This is a genomic window from Calothrix sp. CBUCES-K 9914 (assembly GCF_059640475.1).
This window is the reverse complement of sequence record NZ_JBXXZH010000002.1, coordinates 16,399-35,952: the sequence shown is the minus strand read 5'-3', so window position 1 is coordinate 35,952 and position 19,554 is coordinate 16,399. Positions and strand designations below refer to the sequence as shown.

Here is a 19,554-nt window from a genome sequence, read left to right as displayed (position 1 = left end):
CCTGAATTATTGATGATTGCTGGGTGATGTTGTGGAAAGAGATATAGATACGTTCGGCAGAGTGAATTACAATTGTTTTTTCCGTTCTGGAAGCATCTTTTGCTCTCTTGGTTTTATATATTTCTGGAGTCAAGGAGGATATGCCAAAATTTTACGGTTTGGTAAATTTTTTTTTAATTCCGGTTTATTCGGCGTTGCCAATTAGGGTGAAAGCTGCCCAGTGTATGGGATGAGAATGTTTTTTCATGGTTGTTAGCATTGCTTGACGTAGTGAAGAAGCTTTGTCAGGATTTCGCTGTAATTGGCTGTAAAATTCCACCATTAAATCTGAGGTGGAACCATCATCAACTGCCCACAGGGAAACGATTACACTCTCTGCTCCCGCAGTCAATAAGGAACGGGATAATCCTACGACTCCATCACCTGTTATTTCCCCTACACCCGTATCGCAAGCACTCAAAACCACTAAATCCGCTTTTAGATTTAATTTAATTATTTCGGTGGTTTTGAGCAATCCTTCGTTAACACCAGGAGTATCAGGCGCCAGTGCAATTGCACCTGGTATTCTTTCCCCAAATCCATAAAGTAACCCATGCGTGGCTAAATGAATTATTTTGGCGGTTGATATTTTTTGCAGTACGGTAGATTTTGTTGCTTGTTTACCGATAAGAGGTTGAGTGTTGAGGATGGGAGCTATTTTTTTCGCTTCTTTTTCCGTACCGGGTAAAGGACGTTGTTGTATTGGGGGAATTCCTGTAATGGGCATAGTTGGGTTTCCTACCAGTAATGTATCTGTAGGTTGTAGAGAGGCAATATTCAATGCTTCTGCATTTTTGCGGGTGTAATCCAATACTTGAATTGCTGGAGCAGTGAGGATGGTGTGCTTTTCAATCAGGTATTTGTTGTTTGCATCCTTGAGTGCAGCGAAGGGAACGAGAAATAGGGATTCATGGGGGATGAAAATTACGCGCTCATCAGGATTTTTGGGAAGATGCTTGGCGATGGGCGTAATTAGGAGTTCGTGGAGCTGTTGTAAGCTTTTTTTTTGATTTTCTGGATTTGGTAGGGGTGGGTTTTCAATTATCGGTCCACGTTGTTTTGTAACGGTGCCTGTAACACCAATAGAACGGCGACTGGTTTCTACTAATTTTTCCAGAGGTACTTTGAGGGATTTTAATTCTACTTGTTCAAATGCAATTTCTCCTGTGGGTTTAACTACCCAAATGTAGAGTTCTGAGTTGTTGATTACGGAATATTCGACAAGTGTGGCTTTTTGCTGTTGAGCAATTTTTTTAATTTGAGGCATGGATGGAATTGTGTTAATATATTCTTCATTTTTGATTGATTTTGATGTCAATAAATCTATAAAAGCTCTTGCTTTACCTCGTTCAGCAATTTCTAAGGCTTGCTCGATTTTATTTTGAGCTATTAAAACTTGTTGAAGAAGACGATAAGTATGAGATTGTTGTTCAAAAATAGAAATTTTATGGTCGTCTTCTAATTTTAGTTGTCGCAGCGACTCCCAAAGCCCAATAGCTGCAAATAGCTTTGTTTCACCTAGGAAATATTTACCTTGAATAATATAAATTTCTCCAATATTATTGAGTGTCCCGCCTTCCCCGTGCTTGTAACCAATTTTTTTGGCAATGACTAAGGCTTGTTGATAAAACTCTAAAGCTTTGGGATACTGTCCCTGTTGAGAATAAACTCCTCCAATATTATGAAGTATTTCACCTTCCCCTTGCTTATCACCAATTTGTTTAATAATGATTAAAGCTTGTTGAAAAGCCTCCAGGGCTTTAGTATATTGTCTCTGACTAGAGTATACTCCTCCAATGTTATTAAGTGTCGCACCTTCTATTGGCTTCTCTCCAATTTGTTTAGCAATGATTAAAGCTTGTTGATATTTTTCTAGAGCTTTCGCATATTGTTTATTCTTGGTATAAAGCCATCCTATATTATTAATTGTCGTAACTTCTCCTGACTTGTCACCAATTTGTCTGGTAATGTCTAAAGCTTGTTGATAAGCTTCTAAACCTTTAGAGTACTGTCCAAGATAGGTGTAAACAAACCCAACATTATTAATTGTTGTACCTTCCATTTGCTTGTTACCAATTTGTTTGGCAATGTCTAAAGCTTGTTGATAAGCTTCCAAAGCTTTAGGATACTGTCCAAGATAGGTGTAAACAGTAGCAATGTTATTGAGCGTCTTCCCTTCCCTATCTTTATCACCAATTTGTTGGAGAATGGCTAGAGATTGTTGATAATTATCCAAGGCTTCGGAGTACTGCCCCTGTTTTCTGTTAACTAACCCAATATTGTTGAGTATCGAACTTTGCATCGACTTGTCATTAATTTGTTTAGCAATAGCTAAAGCTTGTTGATAATACTCCAAAGCTTTATGGTACTCTCCTTGGCGACGGGTAACTACACCGATGCCGATGAGTATCGAACCTTGCGTAAACTTGTCACCAACTTGTTTGGAAATAGCTAAAGCTTGTTGATAATACTCTAAGGCTTTAGGATACTCTCCCAAATGGTCGTAAACTAACCCAATATTGTTGAGTAGCTCACCTTCTCCTTGACGGTTGCCAATTTCTCTATGAATAATTAAAGCCTGCTCAAACATCTTTAAAGCTTCTTGAAACTGACCTTGACTTAATAGCTGAAGACCTAACTCATGGAACCGCAACGCCTCATTTTTTTTGTATTTTTCTGTTTGGGTCTGCGCTAAAACCGCATTATTTACCCTACTAGTTACTTCCTTTGCCTGCGAGGATGCTAAACCTACGGGAGACATCAACGACAGTAACACAGTTACCAATGTAGCCCGATAAACAAATATTGATAACTTATTTTTTGCTTTATAAACCTTATTATTTCGGCGATTCAAGCAATTCAGATTTTTACGCATTTATTAAGCCCTTAAAATTTTTCAGTAATTACTCGTATTTATTAACTACAAGAGGTTATGCTTTTTAGCATTCAAAAAGTGTAATTGTGATGTAAGCATCTTTTTCGTTACTCAAAAACGCTTGCACTACACATTTCTACTGTTTAGATGCATCAGAACTGGGGATTTTGGCGTAATAAAAAGTAGAGGTATTTCCCAGTCAAGACGGCAACCCCCAATATCCAGACATCGGGGATAGGTATAACCAATCTTTGTGTGAGAAAATGATGCACCATATAGGCATGGACTTCTCCACCAGGTATAATTCTGCTATTGTTTCCCTGTTGAAGGCGCCAAAAATCTAGTGCTGGGGGTACATCGAAGTTATCTTCCTTATCCATCGACATTCCCGCTTCGTCGTATCCTCCTGCTGCGATGATAACTACTTGTTTTTGCAGGTTCGCCAAAGCCGGATTTTTAGCATTTTTTTCTAACAATTGCCAAGCAGGGATGGATTCATATACTTGGTTTGGAGGGATAGAAAAATCAATAATAGGATGTAGCCACATTTGGGCGATTATCCCACTATAATCTGTGATTGGTTGCAAGCGAGAACGGGGCGATTGCAAAATAGTATTATGCTTATTATTGTTGAGATAACTATTTAGCTGCTGCCAAAAATTGCTTTGACTATCTAGTTTTGGTTGTGGAAGCTGCGGATTATTTATACTATTATCATTAGTACTGTAATTAGAATTTTTTAATTGATGTGATAACGCCAATAAGCTTGCAAAAGTAAAAGGTTTTGAATTATTATTTGATGATGGTAACAGTGTCATATAACAGGGCATACGCTGTATATCATCACAAAATGATATTTTTATTTCACCATCTAAACTCCAATTAGAACTGGCAATTTCTGGTATCACAGTCTGCCATACGCCAGCATCAGATTCATCCCCTGCAAATATAAACCAAGTTGGATTCAGAGATGTACTAACTCCTTTTTTGATCGATTGTGCTAAAATTTTATCATTTGGTGGTTGGTGTCGATCTAATACAAAGTCAATACCGATTATTTTCGCTCCTTTATCCGTTAGCTGATTAACTAAACTAGCAATATATTCGCGGTTCATTGGTCTAGGGTTACTAATTAGACCTTTAGACTTTTTGATTGATTCGTCATTAATTGATACTAATAAGACTTTTGGAAAATCCTGCTTAGTAACTTTTCCTGTTAATTGACGATAAACAGCTTGTACCCACAATCTTTGTCCTAATAAGTTACTTTGGATAGGAGCTTGTAAACTCAGTAATAATAAAACTGTAAGTGCTATAGCTTCTTTTCGAGTTATTTTGAGTCTTTGTTTAATTCCAAATGGCTCAATCCGAAATAAAGGTGCTTCGGGATGACGAAATAAAGAAGGGATTAAATAAGCGCTAGGATATGTGAGGTTTTTCTCGGTTTTTAGATATTGAGATGCTAGTAATAAAGCTTCGTGAACGTCTTTAAATTCCGCTAAAGCTTGCAAAAATCGCAGTAAAAACTCTTCTGGGACAGCATTATGAACTGGTTCACGCATCACAGCTACTTGACTCAAACCTAAGTCAATCAGGGAGTTGGCAATATTCAAACCATTACAGGAGTTAAAAATTGCAAATTGTAAACCCCGTTCCACTGCAATAGTTAATAATGGCGCCACTTCACTAATGGATAAAGCGATATTTTTTGCGATACTAATTTCTCCACCTGTGAGATTATTCTCATTACTATGTCCAGCAAAAAATAAGATATCCCAACCTAAGTCTGAGGTAATAGCATCTTTAATTTCCCTTTTTAAATCTGGAATACTTTTTTCTGGCTGCCAACCCACAAATTTTACATCTATGATATTTTTTAATTTACGGATTGCTTCCTTTTCAGCTTTGAAATCTAAACCACTTTCATCACCTAAAATTGCTAATACTCTGACTTTACGAGCAAGTCGATGCTTTTTATGCTCAAATCCTTGATGAATATTTATCGGTGTGCGAACAATGCGAACTTTGCCAGAAGAAAGTGCAAATTCTGTACCAATTTCCCAAAATTCCCAAGGAAAGCGTTCTAAATCTATGGTGTTGCAAGTGAGGAAAAGGTTTATAGTCTGTGGTGATTGAGAAAGTGTTTCTATCTTTTCTTTATTCCCTGGCACATTAGCTAAAGCCATACGAATTTCATATAATTCCCCACAGCGCAACCATTTATGAAATTCCAGTAAAAATCTAGCTTCAGCTTGAACTAATTTTGCGTGCCAATCAGTAGGTGGAGTTGCAATGGCGCCACCATCTGCCACTCTACCACGTACTGATTGTTTTTTGTAATTGTTGTAATAATTTAGATAGGAACGTTGCCAATCTTGATAGAGTATGGTGAGATTTTGAGGATAGGGAATTGTGACATTTAGCTGCTGTCCTTTTCCCCAGCTGAGTTGAAATAAACAAATTTTTTCGATGTGTTGGACTTTAAGATAAAAGTTGGTCATTTGTGGTTGCTGATTGGTAATGCATTATGTGTGGGTGAGGAGAGATACGATTTATTGCATCTCTGATGTTTTTTATAAACCGTTACCAATTAAAATAAACGGCGCCCAGTAGTAGGGGTGAGAGTAACTACTTTTTCGCTGTTCGTTCCTGGGTAATGCTCCTTGTTCTCTCTCTACAAAGGCGCCGCGTTTATCACCATTTTCTGCGGTATAATTATTACCTTTGAGCATACTTAATTGTGCTTGACGTAATGCTTGAGATTTTGTCATTTTGCCAGTAGCGAGATTTTTGTAAAATTCTTGCATAAGTTGAGATGTACTAGGGTCATCAACTTTCCACAAAGAAGCCATTACTGATTTAGCACCTCGATTCATAAACTCGTAAGCCAGGGTATTAATTTCTACACCATCTTGAGGTTCATTTTGATTTTGAGAAGTTGCAAGCGCTGTTTGACAAGCTGACAGAACAACTAAATGAATATACTTTAATTCTGTCAAACTGGAAATCATAGTCGGTGTAAGTGGATTACCATCTCCCATTAAGATATAAGATTGTTCTGGACTTGTTGAGTCAAATACACCGTGGGTAGCAAGGTGAAGAATTTTGTATTTGTTCAAATTATCTCGCAATGTTGCAAAATTAAATACTTCATTTAAATATCTTCTACCTGGGTAAATTCCTTGTTTTTCGCTAGTATTTTCACTAATAATTGCTTCTAATTCTTTGGGTACATTTAATAGAGCGCGGAAGCTCTTATTAGAATTAGGATTTGGATCTGGAGCAGATTTAGATAACCCCATTCCCAAAAGGGGAGTATTTTGAATATTATTAGTTAGCTTTTCTTTCTCATCAAAGCTTTCTGTAGTGACATTATGAATTGTATATTTTTCAATTAAGTATTGCTTGCCATCATGAAGTACGCTCATGGGAATATAACGAATTTCCCTGTGGAGTGCAAAAATTAGATTTTTGACCTGATTATCAGTTAATTCTTTTTCTAAAGGTTTAATTAGCCATCTGTAGAGTTGTTGACTAATTTGCTGTATTTCTGCAATATCTTTTCCACTACAGTTGTATCCTTCTAGTTCACATTTTGCCATTAACTCACGAAATTTTTTCGCTGTATTTCTTAATTCCTTTCTCGATACTGAGACTTTCTCTGTTTTGACTAGCCCTTTTTGCCCATATACTTGTAACCACAATTCATTTTCTAGCACCAAGGGATAAATCATCACGGTGTTTGCTTGTGTTTCCTTTGCTTGCGCTTCAACAATTGCTTGGGCTTTTCCTAGTCCGTCAGGATTAAAAGATTGTTTATCTTTAGCACGATTTTCTCCGATTTCTTGCTCAATTTTCTTCAATTCGTTACTAAATTCTTGAATTGAAGTACTGAGCTTATTCTTAAGTTCAGTTAGTTGACTGCAATTAGTTTTTTCACATTCACTTATCTGAGTAGCTAAAGCTAGTGTTATTTTACCTTGCTGGGGAATCTTTGCTTCTGTGCGAGTGAGAGGGATATTTAATTTACCTTCTGTGCTACCTCTAGAACCCCTTGCTTCTCGAATTTCCTGCTTTTCGATAAGTAGCCTGATTTGGAATGCTTCTTGATACGCTCCTTGAGAATTTAATAACCCTGCGAGTTGAGCATATATATCTGAAACCTTCAACTTGTCGAAATCAATAGTTGAATTTAAGAACGAGTTTTGTAATTCTTTGGGTAAACCTGTAATACTGCTACGAATTTCTTCAAACCTATTCACTGATTCCTTGTAGTAGGTAATGGCGACATTTGGTTGATTTAAAGTCTGATAAACCTGTGCTAATCCAGCATAAATACCTGCATCTGCACCTTTTACTTGGTTATCTGTTTTTATTGCTAACGCTTGTTGATAGGCAACTATCGCTTGCTCTGTTCTGCCAAACTTGCGATGTATGTGTCCAATTAAAGCTAACGCACTTTTTTCCCAAGCTGTATTTTTTACTTGTCTAGCAAACGCTAAATATATTTTTGCTGACTCCATAGCTTTTTGGTCATTTTCTAAATCAGCATAGCCAATACTCACTATTGAATTAGCAAGTGCTTCTAAGCGAGGTTCTTTAATTTGCTGAAATATCTTTAATGCATTTTGGGCTAAATCTACAGATTTTTGCGATTCATTCTGCCTAAAATTAATTTGACTGAGAATTAATAAGGCAGCAGCTTCAATTCTTCTATTTTTGAGTTCTTGAGCTATCGTCAATACTTGTTGGTAATACTCCTGACTTCTCGTATACTCCCCTAAATTATGATAAATATCTCCTAGAGTTGCTTGAGGTTCTAGCATTAAAGGTGAACTTTTGATTTCTTGAGCAATTTTTAAACTTTGTTGTGTTAATTCTAAGGCTTTTTGATACTCGTTGCGAGAGTTATAAATACTGCCTAATTTCGCTAGACCCGTTGATTCAAGAGCAGGATTTTTAAGTTCTCGTGCAATTGCTAAACCTTGTTCAACAAGCCCTGTACCTTTTTGATATTCACCAATACTGCTGTAAGAATAGCCTAACACAATTAGTATCCCTGCTTCAACAGGACGATTTTTTAGCTGCTTGACTTGTGGCAAACGCGGTTCTGCTAATGCAATAAGTTTTTGATATTCTCCTAATGCTTCATAGAGAGTTGCGAGTTCACCAACTGCTGCTATCTCTCCTCCAAAAAATTTATTTTTTGGCGTTATCTCCAAGGCTTTTTCTAGGGCAGTAACACCCTGTTGATATTCTCCCCGCAGTTTGTGGGCACGTCCCATGTACATTAAACCAAGTATTTCATAATTCGGATTGTTTTGTTGTTTAGCTATAGTTAAAATTTGTTGGGCTGCTTCTACAGCTTTAGATGTATCTCCCACAGATGAGTAACTGTCACTTAATGCAGCTAAAACTGTGATTTCATTTCCACCAAGATTTTTTTGCTGTGCGATAGCTACAGCTTTTTGCGCCATAACTAAAGCTTTTTGAAATTCACCCTGAGCATGATAAACATTTCTAAAAATGACTAAAGCATCACGCTCTAAGCGAGGGTTATCTAAGCGCTTGGCAATATTTAATAATTGTTCTGCGACTTCTAGAGCTTTACTAAAATTGCCAAGCTCATTATAATTAGCACCTAATTGTTGTAGTGCCTGTGCTTCTATTTGTGGTTCTTGAATTTGTCGTGCAATCTTTAAAGCTTTTTGTGCAGCATCAATGCTTTTAAGGTTATCTCTAAAAGAATTGGTATATAAAGAAGCTAATTTCAATCGTGCTGCTGCTTCAAACTTTGCTTTACCGAAGCTTTGGGCTGTTTTTAGATGCTCATTAGCAAACTCTAATGCTTTATCGAGTTGCCCCATATTTTCGTAACTACTTCTCAATCCATCTAAGGCAAAGAGCTTCACTTCTTGGGCATCTTCTTGTTGATATGAAGGTAGTTGACTAATTTCAATTTTCTGTGTTACTGCTAAAGCTTCCTGATTGGTTTCAAGCTCTTGTTGATGTTTACCCGCAATTGCATAATCAGAAGCGAGAGTAACTAGTGCATCAGCTAAACCTAACGAATCATTTTGTTCTTTTTTAATTGCAACTTGTCGTTCTCCTACTTCAATTTTTTTAACGGTGTTACGCTGAGACATATAAATTTGAGCAAGGTTATTGAGGGCACTATATTCGAGATCCCTGTCTTTTATATCTCGCGCAATCTTGACAGCTTGCTGTGAGAATTCTAGCGCCTTCTGATTATCTCCTAAAATAAAGTAGCTTTGACCTAATGCATATAAAGCTGTGGCTTCTGAGGCTTGTTCCTTGAGTTCTTTTGCAAGCTTTAAGGCTTCCTCTGCAAACTCAATACGACGTGGTAATTCTGCTTTGGCTTGAGCAATTAAGCCTCTAGCGTAGAAATTAATAGCTTTTGAACCATAGTGTGAAGATACTAATAATAGGCTTTTTAAGATAGCGGGTTTATCTTTGATTTCTCTTTGTATCTTTAATGCTTGCTGAACGTATTCTATGTATTTTTCTTTATTATCTTTGAAGCTATAAGCCGACCCAATACCAATGAGGATATTTGCTGTAAGTCCCTGATTTTTTGCTTCTTGGGCAACTGGTAAAGCTTTTTGGTAAGCTGCTATAGCTTGGTCATACTCCTGCAAATTGGAGTAACTATCACCAATTCTGTCGAGAATCTGTGCTTCTAGTGATTTATTGGTAATTTCTTTGGCAATAGGTAGCGCTTGTTGGTACAAGCTCAACGACTGCTGATATTGTTTTATCTTAAAATAAGTATCCCCTAATAAATATAGAAGGGCGGCTGTTTGTGATTTATTATTGGGTATTTCTCGTGCAATCAATAAAGCTTGTTGATAACTATCAATTGCCTTTTCATATTGGTTGAGGCTAAAATAAGTATTTGCTAATTTTGCAAGTATGCTGCCTTCTTGTGGTTTATTTTTTAATTTTTGCGTTATAGATAGTGCTTGTTGATAAAAACTAATCGCTTTATCAGATTGAGATTGATTAGAGTAAGTATCACCAATCTGAATAAGAGTTAGGGCTTCTAGTGATTTATTTTGAACTTCTCTTACAACTACTAATGATTGCTGCCAAAAGTCTATGGCTTTATCATAATCTTTCTGACTATTATAATGCCATCCCATATTCCATAGAGTACGAAATTCCCCATCTTTATTTCCTAATTCTCTATTTAATATTAAAGCTTGTTCATAATATTTCAATTCATTTTTGTAGTCACTGGAATCACCATAAACTACCCCGATTCTAATTAAAGTATATCCTTCCCAATAACTATCTTTGACTTCTTGATGAATAGCTAAAGCTTGCTGTAAAGTTTCCAAAGCTTTCGGATATTGCTTTTGGTTATTGTAAGTTAATCCAATATTACTTAGCGTCTTACCTTCCCCTTGCCTATCTTTTAGCTGCTGACGAATTATTAAGGATTGTTGGTAAAATTCTAATGCTTTGGTATTATCATTTTTTAATCTATAACTCGTACCAATATTATCTAGAACGTCACTATTAGCAGCTTTATCCGCAATTACCTTATATAAATTCACAGATTGCTGCAAAACTTCCAAAGCTTGGTCAGGTTGATTTAACCCGTTGTAAATTTCTCCCAATTTATTTAAAGCCGCAGCTTCTCCTACCTTATCGCCTAACAGGCGCCGTATCTCCAACACCCATTGATAAGTCAGCAACGCTTTCGGGTACTCTCCACGCCGAAACTGCTGCACTCCCTCTTGAAACAACTTATCAGCTTCCACTTTCTTATCTGAACTTGTAGTAGTTTGTGCCAGTGTATGCTTGACTACTAAATCATTTGCTGCTAGTCCAACACCACAAGTCAGTGAAAATACCAAAGTAGCTAGGGCGAAACTCTTCAAACGGTTAGACATTGGTTACTCCTCTTATATGGCTACAGTCGATTGTTTGCTTAATCTCTTGTATTTCTGAGGACAAACCACGTTATGCAAAATAAAAAATGAACCTCAGTGTAATTACCATACCTTAAGGCGCCATACCGTACAAATACTAGTTATCATTCCTAAATTAAAGATATTGTGAAGAAAAGCCAAAAAAGTTCTGAGGTTGACAAAACTATAAGATTTATGCAATTTTCTGCCATAAGTAGAGGAATTGAGGATTAATATAAAGTGGTGAATACGGTTTTCTGGAATAAAAAGTAGTGAAAACCGAACAAAAAGGCACCTGTGCGTCGTTAATTTGAGTATCCACCTTCACCCGACCCGCTCCAACCAAGCATCTAAATCTACCATAGTGCTAAAATCAAACAACGCTATACCTAGTAATTCAAGTTGATCCAACGACATAACAGAAACGCGCGAACGAATTGATTCATCCAATTCGCCTAGTTTTATGGTCAACTGTCGAAGAATCAGAGAGCGCTCTCGTTGCTCCCGCTACTTGTCGCTCTTCTTCTCGTCCTTATAAGTCTATCTCCCTAAATTAAACGCAAACGGTGGTAAAGTCGTCTCAACCCCATCCATCAAACTTACACTTACCAGAAACTTTTCATCCCAATTACCAACAACACGGGTAAATATATAAGTATCACTAGTTTGCGCGTCTAATCCCCGTTCTTCTAAAATTCCCGTTTGGTCACTGACCCTAAGTTTGATATTAGAGGGTAAACTACTTAAAGCAGGGGCGCCTAAAATTAACAGTAAACTCCACTCTGGTTGTTGAGACTCCGATACCAAATGCCAAGTTACAGCATATATGCGTAAAGGTATGCCAGCTAAAAGTAAATCTTGATACGCACCGCGCGCTTGTATAGGAATTTCTAACCCTCTCTCTCGTAGTTGTGTAGTAATTACTTCAAACTCTTCTTCTGGACTACGCATTGGACGCATTTCTAAAGCAGTAGAAAAACTAGGTAACAGCACCCAAGAAAGTCCCTGTGCTAATTCATCCAACTCATCCCATAACCAGCGTCCAGTATTTAGTGCTGGTTGTATAATTAATTTGATTAAGTCCCGTAAAGATGCATTCAAATTTAGCGACGTGTTTCCATAAACAGAAGGGTTATTTGGCGCCTCCATATATTGCTTTTGTAACGTATAAACCCAGTTCAGCAATTCAGGGTTAGTTAACACCGCTGTTGCCTGTTCCCAAGTTAAAACATCAGATAACTCCCGTTCTGGAGATTGTAGCTGAGGTAATAATTCGACTAATTGATTTTGCACAGTTGATAAAACCACCGCGCGGTTACTAGGAATTGCGGGTAAAGATATTGCCGATGGTTCCAAACAACGTAAATACAGTAATAACCTATCTGGATTCTCATCAAAACAAGATATGGGTAGTTGATAATTCCAATCCGACTGTAGAGACGTTACATGTAACGTCTCTACATGTAACGCCTCTATCAATCCCTGATAAGACAGAAAAGCATATACATTTGCCGCTTCTCGTTCCTCCAATATTTCCACCAAAACATAAAAGTGGGGAATAAACTCAGGTAAATCGACAACTACCCTCGATAAACTCACCATCTCATCGCTAAGACTACCTGTAGCAATCAAACAAACTTTAAATTCGCCAACTTGTAAATTAGCTACACAATTAATAAAATTTGCTGATGCTGGTTGTAAAATCGTACACTTCTCTCGATTAACTATTAAAGATTCTGCTCTTTCCTCCAACCATTGCTCAAAAGCAGACAAAGCTAAACTATTGAGATACATTTGCCATTGCTTCAACTCATTAGGAATCAACTCGCTAATTTCTGCCGCCCGGTCGATATCATCAGATGAAAGAGTTATCGCTGATGTTGGTAAATCATCGAAGTCAAGGTAAGACATGAGAGGGATACTAATTGATAAGTTTTGCATAATTAATTATTTAATAACTTCCTATTATCGAGGTATTCACATAAACGTTCCGCAAAAATGTCACTTTTTAAATAACTTCTCGTTGTTCGAGATTGAATTTCGGAATTTTCGATAATCTTGCTAATTTCTTCCGAAAGTATCGCTGTCAATTGCTCATCGAGTTTTTTCAAAGCATGTACGTCAGCGTATACTTGAGCTTTCTCTTTCACGCATTCCTTTAAAATCAGCAACATTTCCTGTCCTACATCAACCCGTAAATTATCTAGTTTCAACAGCTTAGATACTGCGTCTTGCGCTCTCATTCCCAGTTGTTCGGCAATATCCTTCATTGCTAACTTTTGACATTGAGACAATTCGAGAGCAGTCAAAAATATCTGTGATTTGTCATCTTTTTTTCGTTGTAATCGTCTCACCCTTGATTCTGTAACTTTGGCTAAAGCAGATTGTAGGCAAATCTGAAATTGATGACGGTAATACTGTAAAAACTCTGACTGTTCATCATTTGATTCAACAATATTACTGGTTGAGGGAGCAGGAATTTTGTCTAATAAAGAATTATACTCGACTCCATTTACAGCGTCTAGAGAATCTGTAGGTAAAGAACCACCTCGAACATAAATTCGATAATCACGTAATTGAGAAGCCAGCTTTTCCAACTTGAGTCTCACAGTTTCAGCTTCAAATAACCTACCTGTTTTATTCTTAATACTTTGAGCAATATCTTCTAATTGTGTAAAAGTCGGTTCATCGCATGTACTCCTAACCCTTTTTCTAATTTGTTGTAGTCTTTGAACGCGATATACTGTATGATAACTATGTAATAAAGTTTGTGCTTCTTGAATTTCTCCATCACTTAAGGTATGAAAATCCTTGAGAATGCGCTCTAATTGTTTAGGTTGAGTATCGTTTAAAATCGCCCAATTACTAATCAAGTGAACACCGCGTGACAACAAAAATTTATTTAGTTCGGGATGCTGTTTAACTTTTATTATCGCCCAAGTAGCCAGACTACCTTGCTGTGAATCAAAGCTCTGAAGAATCTTACGAGAAAAACATTTATACTCGCTGACTGGCGATAATCTACTGTCATCATCCAGAACAAACAATAATAAATCTTTACAACTAAAATTAAACTTTTCACCAAAGTTTCTTTCTAATTGTAGACAACCTTTTTCTAAAATTCCAGAAATGAAACAAAGTAAACAACGCTCCGCAAGCAAAGCTGTTTCGCCAGATGCATTCTGATACAAATGTAGTAATTGCCGCTGAATGTCACCATCCGATACATCATCTTGTGCTAATTCGCCAAACACTTGCACGAAAAATGACCTAGCAGCAGGGATTTCCAGAATTTTCCGGTTCCCTCCTGCATCCATCCTCACCAATTTCCAATATCTTGAAGCATCGCCCATAAGTATTTTTATTCAGTGGTCATTTTTAATTGTCACATAGTGAATGCTTCTATACGCAAATAATATTTTGATACAATTCATACTGAGTACCTGATTTTACAATTATCTTTATCATCATCTTCTAATAATTCTGGAGAATTTGACCTTATGCAATTTCTGAAAATTGCATATTCTCCAAAACCTTAGAAATACACACATCTAGCAAAATTAATACAGTACCAATATGCGGCGCCTCCTTTCAACCCTGGTTTTAGCAGGTTGTTTTTTCTGTTCAATACTATTGGTAAATTGTTCATTCACGGTAGGTAAATTGTCTTCAACAGCGACAGTTCAGCATTGGCACCACTAGAAGCGAACTTAGCAGAAATTTTTAACGAATTCCAGGCAGTGGTAGGCGCCTTACATAAATAGGGCTTTTGTACACGTACCAGTTCGAGGAGCGAGTAATTACTGGGGGATATGAATAACAGCCCCAGTAATTTAGACATATAAATTATACCCACCAGTAAAACAGCCCCAGTAATTTGGTTTACTGTCTTGCTGGTAAAAGAGTGCCTTTAAATTAAGGCAGGGCGGCTGAGGACAGCCGCTCCACAAGATATTCTATCTGTACCTTACGCTTACTAAGAACCGCTATATCTGTCTGATGGTAATGAATACTCAAGACATCGTAAAAAAGCCTTTGCTTCAGGGTGTTGAGAAGTCATGAACAGAGAAGGCGCCTCCAACACTATCAATTCTCCTTGGTACATTAAACCTACTCGCGAAGCTAAAATAAAAGCCTCTTGAATATCGTGAGTGACAAAAACAACAGTTTTCCCCAATTCCTGTTGCAAATGTTTAAATTCTTGCTGTATCTCTAATCTCGTTATCGGGTCTAGTGCCCCAAATGGTTCATCCATCAACAACATCGGTGGGTCAGCAGCTAGCGCCCTTGCAACACCAACCCGTTGCCGCTGTCCTCCAGAAAGTTCATGCGGATAACGCTGTGCAAAAGTCGAAGGTTCCAACCCCACCAAATTCAATAACTCATGCGCGCGTGTTTTGATTTGCTTTGGTTTCCAACCTTCCAACGACGGTACTAAACCAACATTACGTTCTACAGTAAAATGTGGAAATAAACCTGTCTCCTGAATTACATAACCAATCCGGCGCCGCAGCTTGATTTCATCCCACTCTGTAGTGGGGATACCATCAAATAATACCTCACCAATAGTCGGCGCCAAAAGTCTATTTATCAACTTCATCGTCGTAGTCTTACCGCTACCACTACGCCCAAGCAACACCAGCGCCTCGCCTTTATATATACTAAAATTGAGGTTAGACACTAATGAACGGTTGTTGCGACGTAGCGTCACATTGCGAAACTCAACGGCAATTTGGTTATTTTGAGACATAAGCCTAGGCAGGTTTAACTTAATTGTAATGTTGTACTGAAAATTTTTAAATAACTCGCCTTTACTCAATTAATTTATGATAGGTTTGTAAGCATCTGCATAAAAGTTTCTAGAAAAACACTAAATATCCGTTACATCCGTTCATAATCTGTTGCTATACTCTTCTCTGTGCCCTCTGCGTCTCTGTGGTAAAGATAATTATTCGTCTCTTCGCACGTATCGAGTCACTGCACAGGGCTATATACAACCCATCATAATTAATAAAATTTTTCGCAGCGTCGTATTATCATTTAACACGTTCTCACTTGATGTCGAAATTTATAATCAACTTCTTGTAGTAAACTAGCGGGCAGACGCTCCTTGGTGTCATCCATTCTAAAAAATTTTATAATTTATAATTAAGCGTAAGTTTATGCATCCCCGGCAAAGTATTATTGACAAGTTCTCAACTTTTATCCAATTCGATGCAGAACGCTTCCACAGTTGGGCAAAAGATGGACGGTTGTGCCGAAGTATTACAAGCTGTGTAAATAAAAATCCAGAAGAGACTTCAGACAATATTTGGGCAATATATTGGCATAAACGCTGGCAGCTTGAAACGCTAACACCTATTCCACAGCAGCATTTGAATGCATATCTACAAGAACCTTGTTACTGGAGTTCACAAAAATTAGCACAGACTTTTGCCAACACACAGTACTCGTTACCAGATTTCTTCCAAATTGCAATTACACAAATTGACCGCATCCTAAAAGGGTTTAATCCAAATCAGGGTTTTATCCTTAATAACTATGCTAGCACTACCTTTAGTTCGATTATTCGTGAAACATTACGTCAGCGTCACGAAGTCGATATTTGTTCGACTTGGGGAATGTTACGCAAAACCAGTCAAAAACGTTTGGTAGAATCATTGCAAGCAGCAGGCTTATCTCAAGAAACGATAACAAATTACACTAACGCTTGGAACTGTTATCAATTAATATACGCTCCGACCCAAACCAATACAAGCCGTAAGCTTTCCCCTCCTGATGACAAAGTGTGGGAAGCTATTACAAAAGCATACAACACACAGGCGCCATCTAAAATCACTGCCCAAACGTTAGAAACCTGGATGCAAGCTTGTGCAAAAGCTATACGTAATTTTTTGTATCCTACTGTGACTTCCATCAACACACCTACTGGAAGTGATGATATGTACGAAATTATAGATAATATACCTAGTAGTCAAGACTCACTATTAACTGAGATAATAGCCGAAGAAGAACAGCAAACTCGTAATTCTCAGCAAAAAGAAATTAGCCAAGTTTTGGTACAAGCAGTTAATAAACTTGAATTAGAGGCACAACAAATCCTCAAACTCTATTACACTCAAGGATTAACCCAGCAGCAAATAGCTTCATCACTTCAAATTCCACAGTACACCATATCGCGGCGCCTAAACAAAATCCGCGAAACCCTACTAAAAGCGGTTTTTATCTGGAGTAAAGAAAAACTGCATATTTCCATTACATCCGACATACTAAAAAGTACAAACTATGTTATGGAACAATGGCTACAGTCTTACTATAGTGCTTCAAAACTATGAACAGCTTACTAACTTTCGCCTCTGCAACGGATTTAATTTTGGAAATACCACAACAAGCTTACGACCTAGCTTGGGAAAATCAAGTTCATTCTAACCCAACTGCACGTTATCAAGCTTACATAAATGAACTTTGCCTAAGTAGCATCTTGCCGTGGTTACAACAAGATTTAGCTCCCCAGGCAAACGTATCATATAATACCACTGCATTATCCAGTTTTTGGGAACTGGTAAATGGGACCGTTATTGGTGTAGACTCAACGAAAATAATTTTAGTTCCTCAAGAAACTATTGACTTAAGTGAGTTACGAGTTCCTCAAGAATGGATAGATATACCAAGTTGGGCAGCAGATTACTATATAGGAGTGCAAATTGTACCCGAAGATAGATGTATTCGTATTTGGGGTTACTGTACTCATTTGCAACTTAAAACTCAAGCAGAATATAGTTCGTATACCCGTACTTATTCACTTGATGCAAGTGATATAAACGACATAAACCTATTACCTCTAGTTATTTCCTTTGATTGTGTGTCGAGTGAAACTACGCGCGCTCCCATAAGTACTTTACCAACATTATCTACAACACAAGCTCACAATTTAATAGCACGTCTCACTAATCCTGATATCGTATCACCTCGTCTTGAAATACCCTTTCAAACATGGGGTGCCTTAATTCAAAATGGTGGTTGGCGCCACAAATTATATCAGCATCGTATTGGACAACCCCAACAATCTGTATTGGAATGGCTGCAAAATGGTGTTACTCAAACTGCACAACAGTTAGGTTGGAGCAATATTAGTTTACAACTAAGCGGCGCCGCACGAAGTATTGAACAAGCAAATGAAACAAAAATACTCGCACGTCAATTGACTATTGCAGGGCAAATGTATGAACTTCGTATAGTTCCTCAAATCAACGAAGAGTATACAACATGGCGATTTGAACTACAAAATGCTGGAATTGGTGGATTTATTCCCGGAGGTTTTAAATTAAAACTGCTAACCGAAGACCTACAATCATTCCCTGATAACGAAGACACTGCAATCACAGCTACCGAACAGTTGTTCGTTGAGGTGGCTTTGGAACCAGGGGAAGGAATTGTTTGGGAAATTGAACCGATTCCAGAAAATTATGACCAAGAAATCTTAATATTTTAGTTAATATTTTAAAGATAACATTTTTCTAATAAATCAATCTATGGTGCCATCGAAATCAAATCAAGATGCAATTGGTGTTGCTGTTGTCGGTACAGGATTTGGGAATAAAGTTCACATCCCTGGATTTCAAGCGCACCACCGTACCCAAGTAGTAGCTATTTATCATCGCGATTTAGAAAAAGCTCAACAAATTGCCGCCGCAAATAATATACCTCATGCCTGTAATCAAATCAGCGATATTGTAAATTTACCTCAAGTTGAAGCAGTTAGTATATCAACACCACCATTTCTCCACTACGAAATGGCAAAAACTGTTTTAGAAGCGGGTAAGCATTTACTCCTAGAAAAACCTGTCACTTTAAACCTAAACGAAGCAAAAGAACTATATCAACTAGCCAATCAAAAAGGAGTTACTGCTACAGTAGACTTTGAATTCCGTTTTATACCTGGGTGGCAATTTTTCTCTGAACTTTTAGCACAAGGCTATGTCGGAAACAAACGTTTAATTAGAATAGACTGGTTAGGCGCCTCACGTGCAGAACCAAGTCGTCCTTGGAATTGGTACTCGTGTAAACAACTAGGGGGAGGTGCGTTAGGTTCATTAGGTTCACACGCATTCGACTATATACACTGGTTATTTGGTTCAGTAAAAAAACTCAGCGCAAACTTAACAACTGCAATTCAACAACGTATTGACTCCAGTACTGGAGAACTCAAAACAGTAGACAGTGATGATACGTGTATGTTGATGTTAGAACTAGCAGATGGAACTCCGTGTCAACTAACAATTAGTGCAGTAGTACATGCACATCGTCCTCATTGGTTAGAAGTATATGGAGATAAGGGGACATTGGTATTAGGAAGTGAAAATCAAAAAGATTACGTGCATGATTTTCGTGTATGGGGAAATCAAATAGGTAAACCGCAAGCAGAAATAGAAATACCCGACCACTTCTTATTCCCTCATAATCACGCAGATGGTAGAATATCAGCATTTATTCGCGTTATTGACAACTGGGTCAAAGCCATCGACCAACAACAACCAGTCACACCTTCATTACGCGAAGGGGTATACTCACAATTATTAATGGACTTAGCCCACGAATCCAATCAAAAATCTCAATGGGTAAACGTTCCCGACATAACCACATTTATATAAAAGTTATCCAAACAATAAATGACCCCCGTAGGATAGGTGTCTCGCCTGT

11 protein-coding genes are annotated in these 19,554 nt (G+C 37.6%); 3 read left to right on the top strand and 8 right to left on the bottom strand.

Annotated elements, in window-relative coordinates; translation table 11 throughout:
- Window positions 1-184: 184 nt before the first annotated feature.
- From AC2JBO_RS00565 to AC2JBO_RS00530, 8 genes are all read right to left on the bottom strand, one after another.
- Window positions 185-2,914, bottom strand: a complete 2,730-nt coding sequence (locus AC2JBO_RS00565; protein WP_496951665.1) for a CHAT domain-containing protein — start codon at window positions 2,912-2,914, stop codon at window positions 185-187.
- Window positions 2,915-3,066: 152 nt separating this feature from the next.
- Complete coding sequence (locus AC2JBO_RS00560) at window positions 3,067-5,415, bottom strand: CHASE2 domain-containing protein (RefSeq protein WP_496951664.1); 2,349 nt, start codon at window positions 5,413-5,415, stop codon at window positions 3,067-3,069.
- A gap of 72 nt (window positions 5,416-5,487) precedes the next feature.
- Complete coding sequence (locus AC2JBO_RS00555) at window positions 5,488-10,836, bottom strand: tetratricopeptide repeat protein (RefSeq protein WP_496951663.1); 5,349 nt, start codon at window positions 10,834-10,836, stop codon at window positions 5,488-5,490.
- A gap of 342 nt (window positions 10,837-11,178) precedes the next feature.
- Window positions 11,179-11,325: a DUF4351 domain-containing protein gene (locus AC2JBO_RS00550; RefSeq protein WP_496951662.1), complete on the bottom strand. Its 147-nt coding sequence runs from the start codon at window positions 11,323-11,325 to the stop codon at window positions 11,179-11,181.
- A 69-nt stretch (window positions 11,326-11,394) separates the two neighbouring features.
- Entirely contained in the window at window positions 11,395-12,765 is a 1,371-nt protein-coding gene (locus tag AC2JBO_RS00545) for a DUF1822 family protein (protein ID WP_496951661.1), read from the bottom strand.
- A gap of 32 nt (window positions 12,766-12,797) precedes the next feature.
- Window positions 12,798-14,207: a hypothetical protein gene (locus AC2JBO_RS00540; RefSeq protein WP_496951660.1), complete on the bottom strand. Its 1,410-nt coding sequence runs from the start codon at window positions 14,205-14,207 to the stop codon at window positions 12,798-12,800.
- A gap of 296 nt (window positions 14,208-14,503) precedes the next feature.
- On the bottom strand, window positions 14,504-14,695 hold the full coding sequence (locus tag AC2JBO_RS00535; protein ID WP_496951659.1) for a hypothetical protein: 192 nt from the start codon (window positions 14,693-14,695) through the stop codon (window positions 14,504-14,506).
- A gap of 135 nt (window positions 14,696-14,830) precedes the next feature.
- Entirely contained in the window at window positions 14,831-15,604 is a 774-nt protein-coding gene (locus tag AC2JBO_RS00530; protein WP_496951658.1) for an ATP-binding cassette domain-containing protein, read from the bottom strand.
- 412 nt (window positions 15,605-16,016) lie between these two features.
- On the opposite strand from AC2JBO_RS00530, the gene AC2JBO_RS00525 reads away from it, so the two are divergent.
- The 3 genes from AC2JBO_RS00525 to AC2JBO_RS00515 are packed head-to-tail and all read left to right on the top strand — an operon-like array spanning window position 16,017 to window position 19,505.
- On the top strand, window positions 16,017-17,189 hold the full coding sequence (locus AC2JBO_RS00525; RefSeq protein WP_496951657.1) for a sigma-70 family RNA polymerase sigma factor: 1,173 nt from the start codon (window positions 16,017-16,019) through the stop codon (window positions 17,187-17,189).
- Window positions 17,186-18,346, top strand: a complete 1,161-nt coding sequence (locus AC2JBO_RS00520; RefSeq protein WP_496951656.1) for a DUF1822 family protein — start codon at window positions 17,186-17,188, stop codon at window positions 18,344-18,346. Before AC2JBO_RS00525 ends, AC2JBO_RS00520 begins: the two co-directional genes overlap by 4 nt.
- 40 nt (window positions 18,347-18,386) lie before the next feature.
- Complete coding sequence (locus tag AC2JBO_RS00515; protein ID WP_496951655.1) at window positions 18,387-19,505, top strand: Gfo/Idh/MocA family protein; 1,119 nt, start codon at window positions 18,387-18,389, stop codon at window positions 19,503-19,505.
- Window positions 19,506-19,554: the final 49 nt, after the last annotated feature.

Excerpts from the sequence above, each read along its gene's own strand:
- AC2JBO_RS00565 (WP_496951665.1), bottom strand. The coding sequence starts at position 2,914 with ATGCGTAAAAATCTGAATTGCTTGAATCGCCGAAATAATAAGGTTTAT.
- AC2JBO_RS00560 (WP_496951664.1), bottom strand. The coding sequence starts at position 5,415 with ATGACCAACTTTTATCTTAAAGTCCAACACATCGAAAAAATTTGTTTA.
- AC2JBO_RS00555 (WP_496951663.1), bottom strand. The coding sequence starts at position 10,836 with ATGTCTAACCGTTTGAAGAGTTTCGCCCTAGCTACTTTGGTATTTTCA.
- AC2JBO_RS00545 (WP_496951661.1), bottom strand. The coding sequence starts at position 12,765 with ATGTCTTACCTTGACTTCGATGATTTACCAACATCAGCGATAACTCTT.
- AC2JBO_RS00540 (WP_496951660.1), bottom strand. The coding sequence starts at position 14,207 with ATGGGCGATGCTTCAAGATATTGGAAATTGGTGAGGATGGATGCAGGA.
- AC2JBO_RS00535 (WP_496951659.1), bottom strand. The coding sequence starts at position 14,695 with ATGTCTAAATTACTGGGGCTGTTATTCATATCCCCCAGTAATTACTCG.
- AC2JBO_RS00530 (WP_496951658.1), bottom strand. The coding sequence starts at position 15,604 with ATGTCTCAAAATAACCAAATTGCCGTTGAGTTTCGCAATGTGACGCTA.
- AC2JBO_RS00525 (WP_496951657.1), top strand. The coding sequence starts at position 16,017 with ATGCATCCCCGGCAAAGTATTATTGACAAGTTCTCAACTTTTATCCAA.
- AC2JBO_RS00520 (WP_496951656.1), top strand. The coding sequence starts at position 17,186 with ATGAACAGCTTACTAACTTTCGCCTCTGCAACGGATTTAATTTTGGAA.
- AC2JBO_RS00515 (WP_496951655.1), top strand. The coding sequence starts at position 18,387 with ATGGTGCCATCGAAATCAAATCAAGATGCAATTGGTGTTGCTGTTGTC.